We start from the raw sequence: 17721 nt of genomic DNA, 5'->3' as shown, positions 1-17721 counted from the left end.
AAGGTCTCCGTAACTGGTGGGGGCGTGGCGTGGTCAGCGGTTGTAGGCGGGCATCGGGCCGCGCAACCGGGCGCCGACCTCGTCGCAGGCCGCGGTGACGTCGGCGGGCAGCGGGCCCTCGGCGGCGGCGGCGATGTTGGCGAGCAGGTGCCCGGCCTTGGAGCCGCCGAGGAGCAGGGCGTCGGTGGAGGGGCGGTCCAGCAGCCAGCGCAGGGCGAGTTCGGTCAGCGGCAGGCCCGCGTCGGAGGCGATACGGGTGAGGTCGGTGACGGCGCGGAAGAGGTCCTCGTTCCAATAGCGCTGCCGGTACATCGCGGCCAGCTTGGAATCACCGAAACGGCCGCTGTCCGGGGCCTGCTCGAAGGTGTGACGGCCGGTCAGCAGGCCGCCGCCGAGCGGGTTGTAGACCATCGTGCGCAGGCTCGTCACGGCCGCGTACTCGACGTACTCCTCCTCGATACGGCGCGCGAGCAGATTGTGCAGCTGCTGGGCGATCACCGGGCGCGGCGCCCCCACCTCGTCGGCCACGCGGCTGAGCTCGGCGATCTGCCAGGCCGCGTAGTTGGACACGCCGAGGGCGCCGATCTTCCCCTCGGCGACGAACTCGGCCACGGTCGCCAGGGTTTCGGCCGGCGGCGTCGCGCGGTCGGGCTGATGCAGGTAGAACAGGTCGACATGGTCCGTGCCGAGCCGCTTGAGGCTGCCGTCGAGCGCGGCCCGCAGCCCGGCGGCTGACAGGGGCGCGTGATCGCCCTGGTCGGGGTGCGGGATGCCCGCCTTGGTGGCCAGCACGATCCGGTCCCGGCGGCCCGGGAGCAGCTCCCCGAGCAGCCGCTCGCTCTCGCCCCCCGCGTAACCGTTGGCGGTGTCCACGCCCGTGATGCCCGCGTCGAGCGCGGCGTCCAGCATGGCCGCCGCTCCCCCGCGGTCGACGGTGTCGCCGAAGGTCATCGTGCCCAGGACGAGACGGGACAGCGGTACGGAGGCGTTCGGCAGGGTGAGGCCGGTGGTCACGAGGAGCTTCCTTCCAGTACACGGCGGGGTTTCACGCCGTGGATGGCGGTCGGGTCGAGGGCGGCGCGGCGCAGGGCGCGGGTGTAGGGGTCGGACGGAGCGGCGAGGACGGTCTCGGTCCGCCCGGCCTCGACCACGCGGCCGGCCCGCATCACCACGACGTCCGTGCTCATCTCGCGCACCACGCCCAGGTTGTGCGCGATGACGAGGTAGGCGATGCCGGTCTCCTCCTGCAGCTCCCTGAGCAGCGCGAGCACCTGGGCCTGCACGGAGACGTCGAGCGCTGAGGTCGCCTCGTCGCACACCAGCAGGTCGGGCCGGGAGGCGAGGGCGCGGGCGATGCCGATGCGCTGCCGCTGGCCGCCGGAGAAGTCGGCCGGGCGGCGCTCCAGGGCGGACGGGGGCAGGCCGACCTGGTCGAGCAGCTCGGCGGCGCGGCGGGCCCGTTCACCGCGGTCCGACACACCGCCGAGGCGCAGCGGCTCCGCCACGATCTGCTGGGCGGTCAGATGGGGGTCGAGGGAGCCGTAGGGGTCCTGGAAGACCATCTGGACGCGGCGCCGCAGCGGTCGCAGTCTCCGTTCCGGGAGGGTGGCGATGTCCGTGCCGTCGAGGACGATACGGCCGGACCGTGGGGTGAGCAGCCGCACCAGGGCGCGGGCGAGGGTCGACTTGCCGCAGCCGGACTCGCCGACGACCGCGAGCGAGCCGCCCTTGTCGAGCCGGAAGCCGACCTGGTCGACGGCACGGAAGGGGCCGCTCGGGGTCGGGTATTCGACGACCAGGTCCTCTACGCAGAGCAGGGTCATGGGGTGGCTCCTCGCACGGAGGTCTCGTCCTCGTCCCAGGCGCCGAGGCGGGGCACGGCGGCGAGGAGGGTTCGGGTGTAGGGCTCGGCGGGTTCGTCGACGATGCGTGCGGCCGGGCCGGACTCGACGAAGCGGCCGTCCTTCATGACGTGGATGCGGTCGGAGACCAGCCGGGCCACGCCCAGGTCGTGCGTGATCATCAGCATGCCGATGCCGGTGCGTTCCTGGAGCTCCATCAGCAGGTCCAGGACGCTGGCCTGCACGGTCGCGTCGAGAGCAGAGGTGGGTTCGTCGGCGACCAGCAGTTCCGGATCGCCGGCCAGGGCGATGGCGATGAGGATGCGTTGCAGCATGCCGCCGGAGAACTGGTGCGGGTAGGACTTCCAGCGGGTCTCGGGGCGCGTGATGCGCACCTGGGCGAGCAGCTCGATGCCCTTGTCACGGGCCTGGGCCCTGGACAGTTCGGGGTGGCGCAGGCGGATCGCCTCGCCGAGCTGCCGGCCGATGGTGTGGACGGGGCTGAGGGCGGTCATCGGGTCCTGCGGGATCAGGGACACCGTCCGGCCGCGTACCGCGCAGGCCGCGCCGAGGTCGGCGATGACGTCCCGGCCGCCGACGAGGACGCTGCCCGACAGCACGGCAAGTCCCTCCGGCAGCAGGCGCAGTACGCCCATCGCGGTGGTCGACTTGCCGGATCCCGACTCGCCGATGAGGGTCACGGTCTCGCCACGGCCGACGGTGAAGCTCACGCCGTCGACGGCCCGGACGACGCCGTGCGCGGTGATGAGTTCGACCTGGAGGTCTCGGACGTCCAGCAGGGGTGTCTCGTCGGTCATGCTCCCGCTCCCTTCCGGCGGCGGGTGCGGTCCCGCAGTCCGTCGCCCAGCAGGTTGACCCCGACCACGAGGAGGGCGATGACCAGGCCGGGCAGGGTGACCAGCCACCACGAGGTGGTGATGTAGGCCTGGCCGTCGGAGATGATCCGGCCCCAGGTGGCGAAGGGCCGCTGCGGACCGGCGCCGAGGAAGCTCAGCGCGCTCTCCAGCAGCACGGCCTGGGCGAGCAGCAGCAGCACGACAAGGCTCACCGGCCGGACGACGTTGGGCACCACGTGCCGGGTGAGGATCTGCCGGCCGCGCAGGCCCAGCACGCGGGCGGCGGCGACGTACGGTTTCTCGCGCTCGACCAGGACGAGGGAGCGGGTCAGCCGCGCCACCTCGGGCCACTGCGCGACGGCGATCACGCAGGTGATGACGGTGACCGACGGCCCGAAGAGGGCGACCACGAGCAGCAGCATCATCAGCAGGGGCAGAGCGAGCTGGGCCTCCAGGAAGCGGGAGACGAGCGCGTCGACCCAGCCGCCGAAGAAGCCCGCCGCCGACCCGGCGAGGATGCCGATCAGCCCGGACACCAGGACCGCGAGGACGCCGACCGACAGGGAGACCTGACCGCCGTGCAGGATGCGCGACAGCAGGTCGCGGCCGAGCTGGTCGGTGCCGAGCAGGTGTCCCGCGCTGAGCGGGGGCAGCCTTCGCTCCGAGAGGTCCTGGGCGTTGGCCTCCGGCAGGGGCAGCAGGCTCGCCAGGGCGACGGGCAGGACCACGAGGGCCGTGCACACGGACCCGGCCCAGATCTTGAAGCGCGAGCCGCGCCGCTGCCTGGTCGCGGTGGCCCTTGCGAGGTCGCGGGCGCTGACGGCGCTGGGCCGCTCGGTACCGGCGACCGGGGTGGAGATGACACCGGCCATGGGTCAGGCCGCCTTTCCGAGTCGTACGCGCGGATCGAACAGCGGGTAGGCGAGGTCGACGAGGAGCTGGACGAGGATCGCGAGGGTGGCCGTCACCAGGACGGTGGCCTGGATGAGCGGATAGTCGCGGGTCTCCAGCGCCCGGACGACGAGCGAGCCGACGCCCGGCCAGCCGAAGACGACCTCGACGACCACGACGCCGTTGAGGAGGGCCGCGAAGCGGGTGCCGAGGGCGGTGACGAGCGGCACGGCGGAGTTGCGCAGGCCGTACTGCCAGGTCAGGGTGCGTTCGGAGACACCGCGGGAGCGGGCGACCGTGGTGTAGGGGGCGGCGAGCGCGGTGCTCATCTCGCGGCGTACCAGGCGTGAGATCAGGGCGAGTTGCAGGACGGCCACGGTCACCGTGGGCAGGATCAGGCCGCTCCACGAGGTGAATCCGGAGGCGGGCAGCACCGGGAGCAGCACCGCGAAGACGGTCAGCAGCATCACGCCGGTCCAGAAGTCCGGCATCGACTGCCCGGTGATCGTCAGGACGTTGGCGCCCAGCTCCCGCTTGGTGTCGGCGCGGCGGGCCATCCACACGCCGAGCGGGACAGCGACGACGGTGGTGACCGCGATGGCGGAGACCGCGAGGGTGATGGTGTACGGCAGCCGGTCCATGACCACCTGGAACGCGGAGGCGTGGAAGGAGTAGCTGGTGCCGAGGTTGCCGGTGCACAGGTCCCGCAGGAAGATCCCGTACTGGACGACGAGCGGTTCGTCGAGGCCGAACTGGGCGCGGATGCGGGTGAGATCGGCGGCCGTGGCGCTGGGCGCGGCGTAGGCGGCGGCCGGGTCGCCGGGGGCCAGGCGCAGCAGCAGGAAGACCGTGGTGAGGGTGAGGAAGACGGCCAGCAGGCTCTGGCCGATGCGGCGGGCGAGGTAGGTGGCCACGGCTCAGCCCTCCAGCCGTACGGCGGACAGATCGTAGGAGTTGAGCTGGAGCAGACCCAGGTCGTGCACGCGCTCGCGGCGGGCGAGCAGCGTCTTGGGGGCGAAGGCCCACAGGCTGGGCCAGGTGTTCCAGATGGCGTGCTGCGCGGCGGCCAGCTTGCGGTCGCGGGCGGCGGCTTCGGTCTCGGTGGCGGCGTCCTCCAGGCGGCGCTGGATGTCCGGGATGACGTAGCCCATGTAGGTGTCGCGGGTGCGTTCCCGCTCGGGGGTGCCGCCGTACATGCCCTGGAGGGAGGTGAGGGCCTGGCCGGTGGTGCCGGGGAAGCCGTTGCCGATGACGTCCCAGTCGCCGCCGCGGCCCTGCCGCCACTTGAGGATGTCGCCCCCCGGTTCGAACTGGAGCAGGGAGGCGCGGACGCCGATGTCGCGGAACATGTCGGCCACGGCTTCCATGACGGAACTGTCGGCGGCGAACTCGCCCGACTCCCAGATGATCCGGATCCGCAGGCCCTCGGCGCCCAGTGCCTTGAGCTGGGCCTTCGCCCTGCCCGGGTCGTAGGTGTACCCGCCGGTGCGTATCGCGCCCTCCAGGACGAGCGGGACGACGCCCTGGGCCTCTTGGGCGGAGTCGGTGAGGACGTCCTTGATCAGGGCGTCGCCGTCGACGGCGTAGGTGAGGGCGCGGCGGACCCGGGCGTCGGCGAGGGGCTCACCCTGCTTCTTGCGGAAGTTGTAGAAGAGCTGGTTGATGCGCGCGCCGGCCCTCTCCTCGACGGTGACACCGGGCAGGCCGGTGAGCTGCTCGGCCGAGTCAGGGGTGAGGGTGTCGACGACGTCCAGCTCGCCGCTGCGCAGGGCGATGACCCGGCTGGACTCCTCGGGCACGAAACGCACCCGGACGGTGTCGACGTGGGCCGGGCGGCCCCAGTAGCGGGGGTTGCGGGCGAGGGTGTACTCGCCGGCACCGCTGTTGGCCTCGATCACCTTGTACGGTCCTGAGCCGACGCCGCTCTGGAGTTCCTCGGGGCGGTTGGCGGCGGCCGGGGTGATGTGGATGTTGGCCATGAGCCGGTCGAGCACGGGCACCGGCCGCTTGGTGTGCAGCTCGAAGGTGCGCTCGCCGGTCTTCTCCACGGTGGGCAGCTCCGGGAAGAGGCCGAGGAGGAAGGAGCCGTTGACCTTGCCGTACATCTCCAGGGCGGTGGCGACGTCCTCGACGGTGACGGGGCTGCCGTCGGAGTAGCGCACGCCCTCGCGCAGCCGCACGCTCCAGGCGGTCGGCCCGGTCATCGCGAACCGGTCGGCGAGGACGGGCTGGACCCGCATGTCGGGGCCGATGCTCGTGAGCGCCTGGCGGACCGCCCGCTGCACGGTGACGGCGGCGTCGAACTGGTTCAGCTTGTTGTCGAGACTCACCAGGGAGCGGTTCAGGCCGAGGGTGAGGGTGCCCGGGCCGGGGGCTCCGGTGGGTCCGGCGCAGGCGGAGAGGGGGCCGAGGGCGAGACCCGTGCCGCCGAGCGCGCCGAGGCGCAGCAGGGTGCGGCGGTGGACGGGGCGGCCGAAGGGCTCCCGCTGGGGGTGGTCCGGGGGTGCGTCATAGGGGCTTGGGGTCATCGTCGACCTTCTCGCGTTCCGGGGGGCGACCGGCTCGTGGTGTTCGTGCGGCTCCGCTGCGGCCCGGTCGGGGGGCCCGGCCGGCGGGATACGAACAGGTGTCGCGCCGGAAAAGGTGGCACGACTGCGCGAAGTGCGCAAGGGGTCTCGCGCATTTCGCGCAACTCATGTCATCATCGGTTCCCGAGGCAGCCCGACCGGGCCGCCCGAGGAGGTACCCGTGTCCCTCTCCGCAGCCGGCCCCGGCGGCCATTCCCAGGCCGCCCACCGGCCCGTACTCGCTCTCGCCGACGATCTGTCCGGCGCCGCCGAGACCGCGGTGGCGCTGCGCTCGCCCGCCCGGATCCTGCTGGGTCCCGTCCCCGCACCGGTGGCGTCCGCGCCCGGCGAGTCCCTCGTGCTCGACCTCGACTCACGGCAGCTGCCCGGTGCCGCGGCGGCGCGGGCGGTCCGGGACGTCACGCACGCGGTGCCCGCGGGAACGGTGCTCTTCAAGAAGGTCGACTCGCTGCTCAGAGGCAACCTCGCCGTCGAGGCGGCCGCCTACGCGCGGGACGGCCGGGGTGTGGTGATCGCGACCGCGCTGCCGGCGGCCCGGCGCACCGTCCGGGGCGGGGTCGTCCACCTCGACGGGGTGCCGCTGCACGAGACGGACGCCTGGCGCGCCGAGGCCAGGCCCGCCCCGCCCTCGGTCGCCACCGCGCTCGGTGACCTGCCGTCAGCTCCGGTGCCGCTCACGGACGTGCGCGGCGCGCCCGGCGTGCTTCGGGAAGCGCTGCGTGCGTGTTTCGCGCAGGGACGGCATCCGGTGTGCGACGCGGAGACCGAGACCGACCTCGACGCGATCGCCGCGGCGACCCTCGAACTGGGCCCCGGGATACGGCTGTTGGGCACCGGCGGACTCGCGGGCGCCCTGGGTCGGCGCCTCGGCACGCCCGGGGAGAGCAGGGAACGGCCCTTCACGCCCGGGGACGTCGTCCGGCCCTTGCTGATCGTCGTAGGAACTGCCGAGCCGTCCGCCCGCGAACAGGTCGCGCACCTCCTCGCGGACGGAGCGCAGCAGATCTCCCTCAGCACCCGCGAACTCCTGCACTCCCCCCGCCGGCTCACACCTCCCGTCGCCGCCGTCACGGTCGTCCGCATCACCGGGGCGGCCGGCCCCTCCCTCGCTCGCCGTCTCGTCGCCGCCCTCGCCGACACCGTCGCCGACGCGGCGCACGACTGCGACCTGGTCCTCACCGGCGGCGAGACCGCCCGCCGCGTCCTGGACGTCCTGCGCGTCACCGACCTGCGCCCGATGCGCCAGATCCACCACGGCGCGGTCCTGTCCCGCACGCCCGACGGCCGCTCGGTCGTCACCCGGCCCGGCAGCTACGGCAAGGCCGACTCCCTGCGGCGCATCGTCCGGGCCCTGCGCCCCGCACCCGTACGCCACGTTCCGACCGACCCCACAGGAGTAGCCCCGTGAACGCAGCCCCCTCCTCCGCCGCCACCGCCGGCCAGACCTCCGCGGCTCCCCGGCCGCTCCCGGTCATCGCGGTGACCATGGGCGACGGCGCGGGCATCGGGCCCGAGGTCGTCGTGCCGGCCCTGCTGCACCCCGACACCCTGCGCGACTGCCGCCCCGTCGTCATCGGCGACGCCGAGCGGCTGCGGCAGGCGGCCCGCATCCTCGGCGTCAGCTGCGAGATCGTGCCGGTCGAACATCCCGCCCAGGCCGAGTTCGCGCCCGGCCGCGTCCACGTGATCGACCTCGGGCTGCTCCCCGCCGACCTGCCCTGGGGCGAGCTGTCCGCCGTCGCGGGCGACGCCGCCTACCACTACGTCCGGGTCGCCGCCGAACTCGCGCTGCGCGGCGAGGTGGACGGTATCTGCACAGCCCCGCTCAACAAGGGGGCCCTGCACGCCGCCGGCCACCTCTACCCCGGCCACACCGAACTCCTCGCCCATCTCACGGACGTCGAGGAGGTGTCGATGATGCTGTCGACCCCCCGGGTGAAGGTCATCCACGTCACCACCCACATCGGGCTGCTCGACGCCGTGAACCGCATCGAGCCCGGCCTGGTGGAGCGCACGGTGCGCCGCGGCCACGAGGCCATGGTGCGCGCCGGGACCGCCGACCCGGTGATCGGTGTCTGCGGCATCAACCCGCACGCGGGTGAGAACGGCCTGTTCGGCTACGGTGAGGAGGAGACGAAGATCGTCCCGGCCCTGGAGACGGTGCGCGCCGACGGCATCGACGCGCGCGGCCCGCTGCCCGCGGACACGGCGTTCTACCTGGCCTCGCGCGGCGACTACGACCTCATCGTCGCGATGTACCACGACCAGGGGCACGGCCCCGTCAAGGTGCTCGGCATCGAGGCCGGGGTCAACCTCACCGTCGGACTGCCGGTGATCCGCACCTCCGTCGACCACGGCACGGCCTTCGACATCGCCGGAACCGGCCGGGCCGAGCCCGGTAGCATGGTCGAGGCTCTGCGCCAGGCCGCCGAGATGTCGACCGCTCCGGCCGCCCGCTGACCGCGGTTCGCGGCAGGCACGTGTGCGACTCAGGACGGCCCAGGACTATTGAGGACATGAAAAACCTATGTCTGTGACCGGATCCAAGGCGCGGCGCGACCACATCGTGCACCTCGCCACCACCACCGGCCTGGCGAGCGTGGAGGAGCTGTCGCAGCTGTTCGGCGTGACGGCCTCGACCATCCGCCGCGACCTGGCCAAGCTCACCACCGACGGGCGTCTGGCCCGCACCTACGGCGGGGCCATGGCGCTGGCCGCGCACCCCGAGGCGTCCCTGCGCCAGCGCGTGGGCGAGGCCTTCGAGGCCAAGCAGGCCATCGCCCGCTGGGCGGCGGCCCAGGTGCGGCCCGGCGAGACACTGCTGCTCGACGCCGGCTCCACGGTCGGCGCGCTCGCCCACGAGCTGCGCACGGCCGAGGACCTCACCGTGGCGACCACCGGGCTCACCGCCCTGCAGGCGCTGTCCGATGTCGAGACGGTGCACGTCGAGTGCCTCGGCGGCACCCTGCGCCCGCTCAGCCAGGGCTTCGTCGGGCCGCTGACGGAAGCCGCCCTGGAGCGCATGACGTTCGACCGGGTCTTCCTCGGCACGGACGGCATCTCCCCCGAACTGGGCATCTGCGAGGCAGACCTGCGCCAGACCCGCCTCAAGGAGCTGATGGCCCGCCGCGCCGACCACGTCTACGTCCTCGCCCACGCGGCCAAGCTCGGCCGCCGCCCCTTCCACGCCTGGACGGCCCTGTGCGAGGGCTGGACCCTGGTCACGGACGACACCGCCGACCCGGCCGTCCTCGCGGAGCTGCGGGCGCGCGGGGTGGCGACGGTGACGACGACGCCGGAGCGGGTGACGGCCGGCCCGCACGGCGGCACCGCGTAGAGCCGCCTGCCCGGCGTGCGGCGGCGGCGGGCCCGCCCGTCCGGCAAACACCGCCGGACCTGCGCGTCAAGAGGCCGACGGGCCGCTAGCCGCCGGGCGGCGTCCGCCTCCTGGGCGTGGGGACACCGCCGGACGCCGCCGCGTCGAGGAGGCGGCGGAAGGTGGGGCACTCCATGTGGCTCGGCGCGGGGCACGCGGCGGCGTGCCGCAGGGAGTCACGGAGCACGCCCAGTTCGCTGATCCTGCGGTCCAGTTCCTCCGCCTTGTCCGCCAGCATGCGCCGGTCGATCCGTGGCGGCCCGTCCGGCGCGAACATGTGCGCGATCTCGTCGAGGGAGAACCCGGCCGTCCGCCCCAGCGCGATCAGCGCCAGCCGCTCCAGTACGCCGGGATCGAACTGCCGGCGCAGCCCCCTCCGGCCCGTCGGGGCGATCAGCCCCTTCTCCTCGTAGAACCGAAGCGTCGAGGCGGGCAACCCGGCCCGCTGGGCCACTTCGGCGATGTCCAGGTCCGTCATTCCCTTGACCTCAAGTCGACTTGAAGTAGAACGCTGTCATCTCGCCCCGCCGAAGGCAAGACGCAAGCAAGACGCAGACAAGCAGAAGGAGAGCCGACGAGCATGGACGCCGAGCGCAGGAACGACGAGGGACAGACCGCCCGCTGGAACGGGCGCGCCGGTCACGCCTGGGTGGATCTCCAGCCGGTGCTGGACGAGATGTTCAGGCCCATGGAGGACCTGCTCGTCGACGCCGTGTCCGCCGAGGGCGCGGAACACGTGCTCGACATCGGCTGCGGGACGGGCGGCACCACGCTGGCCCTCGCGCGGCGGCTCGGCCCGGGTCGCCGGTGTGTCGGCGTCGACATCTCCGGACCGCTGATCGACACCGCCCGGGAGCGCGCCGAGCGGGAGGGCGTACCGGCCTCCTTCGTCCGCGCCGACGCGCAGGAGCACGCCTTCGAGCCCGGCACCTTCGACGCCGTCGTCTCGCGGTTCGGCGTCATGTTCTTCGACGACCCCGTCCGGGCCTTCGCCAATCTCCGCAGCGCCGCCCGGGACGACGCAGCCCTCCGGCTGGTCGTCTGGCGGGACCCCGCCGAGAACCCGTTCATGACGACGGCCCAGCGCGCCGCCGCACCGCTGCTTCCGGATCTGCCCGTCCGCCGGCCCGACGAGCCGGGACAGTTCGCCTTCGCGGACCCGGACAAGGTCGGCCGCATCCTGGCGCAGAGCGGGTGGGCCGATATCGACATCCGGCCGATCGACATGGTCTGCACGATGCCCGAGAAGGAACTGGTCAGCTACTTCACCCGGCTCGGCGCCGTCGGCATGTTCCTGCCCGAGGTGGACGAGGAGACGCGCGGCCGGGTCGTCGCGACGGTCCGGGCCGCTTTCGATCCCTTCGTGCACGGCTCGGAAGTCCGCTTCACCGCGGCCTGCTGGACGGTCGATGCCCGGGCCTCGGCCGCGAAACTTTCGTGAGGCCCGGCCCTCTTTTCGGAGCACGGGCGCCCCGCGCATAGTGAGATCACGATGACGCAGAAAAGAGCCCTGGTTGTCCGAGGCGGATGGGAAGGCCACGAGCCGGTCAAGGCGACGGAGCTGTTCCTGCCCTTCCTCCGGGACAACGGATACTCGGTCCGGGTCGAGGAATCGACCGACGTCTACGCCGACACCGCCGAGATGGCGGGCACCGACCTCGTCGTGCAGTGCGTGACGATGTCGGAGATCACGCGCGAGCAGGTGGCCGGACTGAGTTCGGCGGTCGTGGCCGGCACCGGTTTCACCGGCTGGCACGGCGGCATCGCCGACTCGTTCCGCGCCTCTGCCGACTATCTCCATCTGGTCGGCGGCCAGTTCGTCACCCATCCGGGCAAGGAACCGTGCGAGCGCCGGGGCGGGGCGGAGGACAACTTCCTGCCGCACACCATCGCCCTCACCGAGACCGGCCGCGCCCACCCCGTCACGGCGGGCATCGAGGACTTCGAGCTGGACACCGAGCAGTACTGGGTGCTCCACGACGACCTCATCGATGTCCTGGCCACCACCACGCATCCCGCCCGGCCGTGGCAGCCCTGGCACCGGCCGGTCACCTCGCCGGCGGTCTGGACCCGCCGGTGGGGTGCCGGGCGCGTCCTGGTGACGACACCGGGGCACAGCCTCGACGTACTGGAGCATCCCGACGTCCGCACCATCATCGAGAGGGGCATGCTGTGGGCGACGCGCACCGCATCGGCGTCGTAGGACTCGGCGTCATCTCCCGCGCGTACCTCGACACGCTCGCCGGACATCCCGCCGTGCGGGTCACCGCGGTCGCCGACCTCGACGCCTCCCGGTCGGCCGCCGTCGCCGCCGAACTGCCCGGCGTCGAGGCGCTGACCGTCGAGGAGTTGCTGGGCAGCCCGGACGTGGACACGGTGCTGAACCTCACCACCCCGGCCGCCCACGCCCAGATCGCCCTCGGCGCCATCGGCCACGGCAAGCACGTCTACGGGGAGAAGCCGCTGGCCGCCACGCTCGACGACGCCCGCGCCGTCGTGGAGGCCGCCGCGAAGGCGGGCGTCGGTGTGGGGTGCGCGCCGGACACCGTCCTGGGCACCGGACTCCAGACGGCACGGGCGGCCGTCGAGGCGGGGAGCATCGGACGTCCCCAGTTCGCCTCGGCCATGATGGTCACCCCCGGCCATGAACGCTGGCATCCCCACCCCGACTTCTACTACACCGAGGGCGGCGGTCCCCTGCTGGACATGGGGCCGTACTACCTCGCGTCCCTGGTCCACCTGCTGGGCCCGGTGCGTGCCGTGATCGGGGCGGCCGGCGGGCTGCGGGCCGAGCGGATCATCGGTTCCGGGCCGCGCGCGGGCGAGCGGATCTCGGTCGAGGTGGACAGTCATGTCTCCGGGGTGCTGGAACACGCGGGCGGGGCGCTGACGACGATCACGACGAGCTTCGACGGTGTGGCCACCACGGCCGCGCCGATCGAGGTCCACGGCGAGACGGGGACGCTCTCGGTGCCCGATCCGAACCGCTTCGACGGCGAGGTCCGGCTGCACGCGCTCGGCGACTCCCGGTGGCGCGCCCTGCCGGTGTCGGCGGGCTACGAGGACGGCGCGCGCGGCGTCGGACTGCTGGACTTCATCGCCGCCGACGGGCAGCGGGCGCCGCGTGCGAACGGCGAACTCGCCCTGCACGTCCTGGAGACGATGACGGCCCTGCTCCGTTCGTCGGCCGAGGGACGGCGGATCGAGCTGACGACCTCGGCAGAAGTGCCCCCACCCGTACCGCTGACCGCTGCCGCGGACTGGCATCGCCTGCCCAGCTGATGTCAGTCCACGGGCCAGGTGTGCGCGGGCGCGTTCATGTGCATGTAGTCCATGTACGTCCTGGTCATCTGCCGGAGTGCCTCACGCCGGTCGGAGATACCGGCCTTCTCCAGATGGTGGACCGTCTCGGCCTGCCAGAGGGCGCCGTTGCGGGCGGTGACACAGCGCTGCTCGATGATGCCGAGCAGGGGTTCGCGCCACGCGTCGTCCATGCCGGCCAGCTCCAGGCCCCGGTGGGCGAGCGGCAGCAGGCGCCGCAACACCAGTTCCGTGACCGGCACTTCGCCCACCCCCGGCCAGTACAGGCGGGCGTCGATGCCGTCACGGGCCGCGGTGTGCAGGTTCTCCTCGGCGACCGAGAAGGACATCCGCGTCCACACCGGCCGGTCCTCGTCGACCAGGGCGCGGGTCAGTCCGTAGTAGAAGGCGCCGTTGGCGATGGTGTCGGCGACGGTGGGGCCGGCGGGCAGCACCCGGTTCTCGATGCGCAGATGCGGACCGCTGTCGGTGACGGCGTAGATCGGGCGGTTCCAGCGGTAGATGGTGCCGTTGTGCAGGGTCAGTTCGCCCAGCTCCGGAACGCCGCCCCGGTCGAGTGTCCGCTGCGGGTCCTCGTCGTCGCACAGCGGCAGGAGGGCCGGGAAGTAGCGCACGTTCTCCTCGAAGAGGTCGAAGACGCTGGTGATCCACCGCTCACCGAACCACACCCGGGGCCTGACGCCCTGAGCCTTGATCTCCTCGGGCCGGGTGTCGGTGGCCTGCTCGAACAGGGGGATACGGGTCTCGCGCCACAGCTCCCTGCCGAAGAGGTAGGGCGAGTTCGCCGCGAGGGCGATCTGCACGCCCGCGATGGCCTGGGCCGCGTTCCAGTAGTGCGGGAACTCCTTCGGGGCGACCTGGAGGTGGAACTGGGTGCTGGTGCAGGCGGCCTCGGGGGTGATGGTGTCCGCGTACGTCGCCAGGCGCTCGACACCGTCGACCGTGATCCGCAGGTCCTCGCCGCGCGCCGCGAAGATCTGCTCGTTGAGCAACTGGTACCGGGGGTCGCCGGAGAGGGCGGCCTCGCTCACATGCGTCTCCCCCAGCGTCGGCAGGATGCCGACCATGATCAGGTGCGCGCCGACGGCCGAGGCGCGGTCCTCGGCGTGGTTGAGGGCGTCCCGGATCTCCCGCTCCCAGTCTCCGGGGCCGCCGGTCGTGAGCTCCCGGGGCGGGATGTTGATCTCCAGGTTGAAGCGGCCCAGCTCGCTCGACCAGGCGGGGTCGGCGATCGCCTGGAGGACGTCGGTGTTCCGCATCGCGGGCAGTCCCTCGTCGTCCACCAGGTTGAGCTCGATCTCCAGCCCGACTCTGGGGCGCTCGCTCTCGAAGCCCGACTCGGCGAGCATCCGCGCCAGCACCTCGAGGTCGGTGTGCATCTTCTGCCGGTAGCAACGGCGGTCCTCCCGCGTGAACACCCGGGCCGGCACGTCACGTCCCATGCGTCCTCCCGAGTTGCCTCGGCTTCCCTCTCGGCGGATGCCTCTCGTCCCAGAGTCGCACCTTGTCGCCGCCCCCGCACCCACCTAACCTGAGTTTGTGCCGCAAATAAACAAACCCCGAACGCACAGTGCCGTGCCGGGCGACGGCAGCTCCCTCACCCGACTCCGTATCGCGATCACCGTCTTCTTCGCCCTCGACGGCTTCGTCTTCGCCGGCTGGGTCGTGCGCATCCCCGCCATCAAGGAACAGACGGACGCCTCCGCCAGCGCCCTCGGACTCGCCCTCCTGGGTGTCTCGGCCGGTGCCGTCATCACCATGACCCTCACCGGTCGGCTGTGCCGCCGCTACGGCAACCACCAGGTCACCGTCGTCTGCGCGGTCCTGCTCTCCCTCAGCGTGGCCCTGCCCCCGCTGACCCACTCGGTCCTCGCGCTCGGCCTCGTGCTCCTGTTCTTCGGCGCCGCGTACGGCGGGATCAACGTCGCCTTCAACAGCGCGGCCGTCGAGCTGGTGGCCGCGCTGGGGCGGCCGATCATGCCGAGCTTCCATGCCGCGTTCAGCCTGGGAGGCATGATCGGCGCGGGTCTGGGCGGGCTGGTCGCGGGGGCCCTCTCCCCCACCCGGCATCTGCTGCTGCTCACCGTCGTCGGACTGGTGGTGACGGCCCTGGCGGGACCGACGCTCCTGCGGCACGAGCCGCCGGCGCCGCCGGAGCGGGAACGCCCCGGGAAGGACGCCCCGCGCCGGCTGGACGCCCGTACCCGGGGGCTGGTGATCGTCTTCGGCGTGATCGCGGGCTGCACCGCGTACGGCGAAGGGGCGCTGGCCGACTGGGGCGCCCTCCACCTCGAACAGGACCTGGACGCCTCGCCGGGCGCCGCGGCCGTCGGCTACTCCTGCTTCGCGCTCGCCATGACGGTGGGGCGGCTGACCGGCACCACGCTCCTGGAGCGCCTGGGGCGGACCCGGACCGTCGTCGTGGGCGGCACCACCGCCGCGGCCGGAATGCTGCTCGGCTCACTCGCCCCCTCCCTGTGGGCGGCCCTGCTCGGCTACGCGGTCACGGGCCTCGGCCTCGCGAACCTCTTCCCGGTGGCCGTGGAGCGCGCGGGCGCGCTCGCCGGCCCCAGCGGCGTCGCCACGGCCTCCACCCTCGGCTACGGCGGCATGCTCCTCGGGCCGCCCGCGATCGGCTTCATGGCGGACTGGTTCACCCTCCCGACCGCCCTGACCAGCGTGGCGCTGCTCGCGGCGGTGGCGGCGGCGGTCGGCGCGCTCGTGGGGGCGACGACGCGGCGGGCAGCCGGAGGCTGAGGTTCCGGCCACTTCGACGCCCCGGGCCGACCGCCCCGATGCCTTCGGCCGGCGCCGGGGCGCCAGACGCGGTCGCCGCACTCGTGGCGCCTTCACCGCCGACTGCGTACCCGGGCAGCAGCCCCACCCCGCCCCGGCCACTGCGGCCTCGCCGTTCGCCGAGAACCAGGACACCGAACCCGCCGCACCGACGTCGACAACCCCGCCGCCGCCCATGCCTGCCATCGAACCCCCGCCGTACCCCTCACGGCGCCCCGCCGCTCGCCCAGACGCCGGTCGCCCGGCGCGTCGGGGTTCGCGGGTCCGGTCGTCCGGGGTCGGCCGATCGGCACTGCCGTGTTCCGGGGTACCCGTGGCCACGCCCGTCGCGAGCGTCGGGCAGTACGCCATGGACGAGGAGGCAGACCCGTGACCGAACAGCAGCACCCCGGCGACCTGCACCCGACCCCCGAGTTTCCCTCCCAGGATCAGCCGCATCCCGGCTGGACAGGGCCGATGGACCCGCCCCCGGACCACGGTGAGGAGTCCTACCGGGGCAGTGGCCGGCTGGCCGGCCGCAAGGCCGTGATCACCGGTGGCGACTCCGGGATCGGCCGTGCGGTCGCCCTGGCGTACGCCCGTGAGGGGGCCGACGTGCTCTTCACCCACCTGGAAGAAGAGAAGGACGACGCGACCGAGACGGCCCGTCTGGTCGAGGAGGCAGGCCGGCGTGCCGTGGCCGTCTCGTGTGACGTACGGGAGGAGGAGAACTGCCGGGCGCTGATCGACCGTGCCGTCGCCGAGTTCGGCCGGATCGACGTCCTGGTGAACAACGCGGCGTACCAGATGTCGCAGCCCGACGGCATCGAGGCGATCTCCACCGAGCAGTTCGACCGGGTGCTGCGCACCAACCTGTACGGCATGTTCTGGCTGTGCAAGCTGGCCCTGCCGCACATCCCGGAGGGCGGCAGCATCATCAACTCCGCGTCGGTGCAGGCCTACAAGCCCAGCCCGCACCTGCTGGACTACGCGACGACGAAGGGCGCGATCGTCACGTTCACGCAGGGGCTGGCGCAGATGCTGATCGACCGGGGCGTCCGCGTCAACGCGGTGGCGCCGGGCCCGGTGTGGACACCGCTGATCCCGGCGACGCTTCCGGACACCCAGGAGTTCGGCAAGCAGGCGCCGATCGGACGGCCCGCACAGCCGGCCGAGATGGCTCCGGCGTACGTCTTCCTCGCCTCCCAGGAGGCGTCGTACATCACGGCCGAGATCGTCAACGCCACGGGCGGCACGCCGCTGCCGTGACGCCCCATGGAAATTCCGGGCCCGGAGCGCGCTCCATGCGGCAGACTCGCCGCATGGAGACCACCGAGTTCCTGCACACGCTGGAGTCAGAGGGCCTGCTGCTGGCCGCGGCCGCCGAGGAGGCCGGGACGGAGGCGAAGGTGCCGACCTGCCCGGAGTGGAACGTGCGCGAACTGCTGCGGCACACGGGCGCGGTGCACCGCTGGGCCGCGTCGTACGTCGCCGAGGGTCTCACCGAGCGCCGTCCGCCGGATGAGGCCCCGGACCTCGACGGCGCGGAGCTCGTGGCCTGGTACCGCGACAGCCACCGCCACCTCGTCGACACCCTGGCCGGCGCCTCGCCCGACGTGGAGTGCTGGGCCTTCCTGCCCGCGCCGTCCCCGCTGGCCTTCTGGACCCGGCGGCAGGCGCACGAGACGGCCGTGCACCGGATCGACGCCGAGGCCGCACGCGGGGGCGCCCCGTCCGCCGTCGCCCCGGACTTCGCGACCGACGGCATCGACGAACTGCTGCGCGGCTTCCACGCCCGCTCCAGGAGCCGGGTGCGCACCCCCGAGCCCCGCGTCCTGCGCGTGCGCACGGACGACACCGACGCGGTGTGGACCGTACGGCTGTCCTCGGAACCGCCCGTGACCACGCGGGGCGCGACGGACGAGGCGGAGTGCGAACTGTCCGGCCCGGCGGAGCAGTTGTACCTGGCCCTGTGGAACCGGGCTCCCCTGCCGAACGTCACGGGCGACCAGGCGCTCGCCACGCTGTGGCGGGAGGCGTCCGGGGTCTGACGGCCCCGCGCCCCGGCGGCT

At 72.9% G+C, this 17721-nt stretch carries 17 protein-coding genes; 9 read left to right on the top strand and 8 right to left on the bottom strand.

The window, feature by feature from the left end:
- Positions 1-33 precede the first annotated feature (33 nt).
- The 6 genes from AC07DF_RS18685 to AC07DF_RS18660 are packed head-to-tail and all read right to left on the bottom strand — an operon-like array spanning position 34 to position 6117.
- Positions 34-1014 (bottom strand): aldo/keto reductase, encoded by a 981-nt coding sequence (locus AC07DF_RS18685; protein WP_478971981.1) that lies wholly within the window; start codon positions 1012-1014, stop codon positions 34-36.
- Positions 1011-1823, bottom strand: coding sequence for an ATP-binding cassette domain-containing protein (locus AC07DF_RS18680; RefSeq protein WP_478971979.1), 813 nt, complete (start codon positions 1821-1823; stop codon positions 1011-1013). Before AC07DF_RS18680 ends, AC07DF_RS18685 begins: the two co-directional genes overlap by 4 nt.
- Entirely contained in the window at positions 1820-2659 is an 840-nt protein-coding gene (locus AC07DF_RS18675; protein ID WP_478971977.1) for an ABC transporter ATP-binding protein, read from the bottom strand. The genes AC07DF_RS18680 and AC07DF_RS18675 overlap by 4 nt, the downstream gene beginning before the upstream one ends.
- Positions 2656-3570, bottom strand: a complete 915-nt coding sequence (locus AC07DF_RS18670) for an ABC transporter permease (RefSeq protein ID WP_478971975.1) — start codon at positions 3568-3570, stop codon at positions 2656-2658. The genes AC07DF_RS18675 and AC07DF_RS18670 overlap by 4 nt, the downstream gene beginning before the upstream one ends.
- A gap of 3 nt (positions 3571-3573) precedes the next feature.
- On the bottom strand, positions 3574-4503 hold the full coding sequence (locus AC07DF_RS18665; RefSeq protein WP_478971973.1) for an ABC transporter permease: 930 nt from the start codon (positions 4501-4503) through the stop codon (positions 3574-3576).
- Positions 4504-4506: 3 nt separating this feature from the next.
- Positions 4507-6117, bottom strand: a complete 1611-nt coding sequence (locus tag AC07DF_RS18660) for an ABC transporter substrate-binding protein (RefSeq protein ID WP_478971971.1) — start codon at positions 6115-6117, stop codon at positions 4507-4509.
- Between the two features lie 220 nt (positions 6118-6337).
- Here AC07DF_RS18660 and AC07DF_RS18655 point away from each other — a divergent pair, with 220 nt between their 5' ends.
- The 3 genes from AC07DF_RS18655 to AC07DF_RS18645 all read left to right on the top strand — a co-directional run bounded on the left by AC07DF_RS18655 (position 6338) and on the right by AC07DF_RS18645 (position 9514).
- Positions 6338-7585 carry a four-carbon acid sugar kinase family protein gene (locus AC07DF_RS18655; RefSeq protein ID WP_478971969.1) on the top strand — a complete coding sequence of 416 codons (1248 nt, stop codon included), beginning with the start codon at positions 6338-6340 and terminating at the stop codon, positions 7583-7585.
- Entirely contained in the window at positions 7582-8637 is a 1056-nt protein-coding gene (pdxA, locus tag AC07DF_RS18650) for a 4-hydroxythreonine-4-phosphate dehydrogenase PdxA (RefSeq protein WP_478971967.1), read from the top strand. The genes AC07DF_RS18655 and pdxA overlap by 4 nt, the downstream gene beginning before the upstream one ends.
- A 67-nt stretch (positions 8638-8704) precedes the next feature.
- Entirely contained in the window at positions 8705-9514 is an 810-nt protein-coding gene (locus AC07DF_RS18645; RefSeq protein WP_478971965.1) for a DeoR/GlpR family DNA-binding transcription regulator, read from the top strand.
- A gap of 85 nt (positions 9515-9599) precedes the next feature.
- Here AC07DF_RS18645 and AC07DF_RS18640 read toward each other — a convergent pair whose 3' ends face one another.
- Entirely contained in the window at positions 9600-10031 is a 432-nt protein-coding gene (locus AC07DF_RS18640; protein WP_478971963.1) for a helix-turn-helix domain-containing protein, read from the bottom strand.
- A gap of 102 nt (positions 10032-10133) precedes the next feature.
- Between AC07DF_RS18640 and AC07DF_RS18635 the strand changes: the two genes are divergently transcribed.
- From AC07DF_RS18635 to AC07DF_RS18625, 3 genes are read left to right on the top strand one after another with little or no spacing between them, the layout of a single operon-like run.
- The gene (locus AC07DF_RS18635) at positions 10134-10994 is read left to right on the top strand and encodes a class I SAM-dependent methyltransferase (protein WP_478971961.1); all 861 of its coding nucleotides are present in this window, start codon (positions 10134-10136) and stop codon (positions 10992-10994) included.
- Positions 10995-11045: 51 nt separating this feature from the next.
- Entirely contained in the window at positions 11046-11756 is a 711-nt protein-coding gene (locus AC07DF_RS18630; protein ID WP_478971959.1) for a ThuA domain-containing protein, read from the top strand.
- Complete coding sequence (locus AC07DF_RS18625) at positions 11726-12835, top strand: Gfo/Idh/MocA family protein (protein WP_478971957.1); 1110 nt, start codon at positions 11726-11728, stop codon at positions 12833-12835. Before AC07DF_RS18630 ends, AC07DF_RS18625 begins: the two co-directional genes overlap by 31 nt.
- A gap of 2 nt (positions 12836-12837) precedes the next feature.
- On the opposite strand, the gene AC07DF_RS18620 is transcribed toward AC07DF_RS18625, so the two are convergent.
- The gene (locus AC07DF_RS18620; protein WP_478971955.1) at positions 12838-14316 is read right to left on the bottom strand and encodes a glutamate-cysteine ligase family protein; all 1479 of its coding nucleotides are present in this window, start codon (positions 14314-14316) and stop codon (positions 12838-12840) included.
- A gap of 133 nt (positions 14317-14449) precedes the next feature.
- On the opposite strand from AC07DF_RS18620, the gene AC07DF_RS18615 reads away from it, so the two are divergent.
- The 3 genes from AC07DF_RS18615 (at position 14450) to AC07DF_RS18605 (ending at position 17700) form a co-directional block, all read left to right on the top strand.
- Positions 14450-15631, top strand: coding sequence for an MFS transporter (locus AC07DF_RS18615; RefSeq protein WP_478971953.1), 1182 nt, complete (start codon positions 14450-14452; stop codon positions 15629-15631).
- Between the two features lie 408 nt (positions 15632-16039).
- Positions 16040-16918 carry an SDR family oxidoreductase gene (locus AC07DF_RS18610; RefSeq protein WP_478971951.1) on the top strand — a complete coding sequence of 293 codons (879 nt, stop codon included), beginning with the start codon at positions 16040-16042 and terminating at the stop codon, positions 16916-16918.
- Between the two features lie 53 nt (positions 16919-16971).
- Positions 16972-17700: a maleylpyruvate isomerase family mycothiol-dependent enzyme gene (locus AC07DF_RS18605; protein ID WP_478971949.1), complete on the top strand. Its 729-nt coding sequence runs from the start codon at positions 16972-16974 to the stop codon at positions 17698-17700.
- Positions 17701-17721 lie beyond the last annotated feature (21 nt).

The sequence above is a fragment of the Streptomyces sp. NPDC044719 genome (assembly GCF_056433405.1).
Note: the sequence above shows the minus strand (reverse complement) of the source record. Positions and strands in the feature narration are given on the sequence as shown.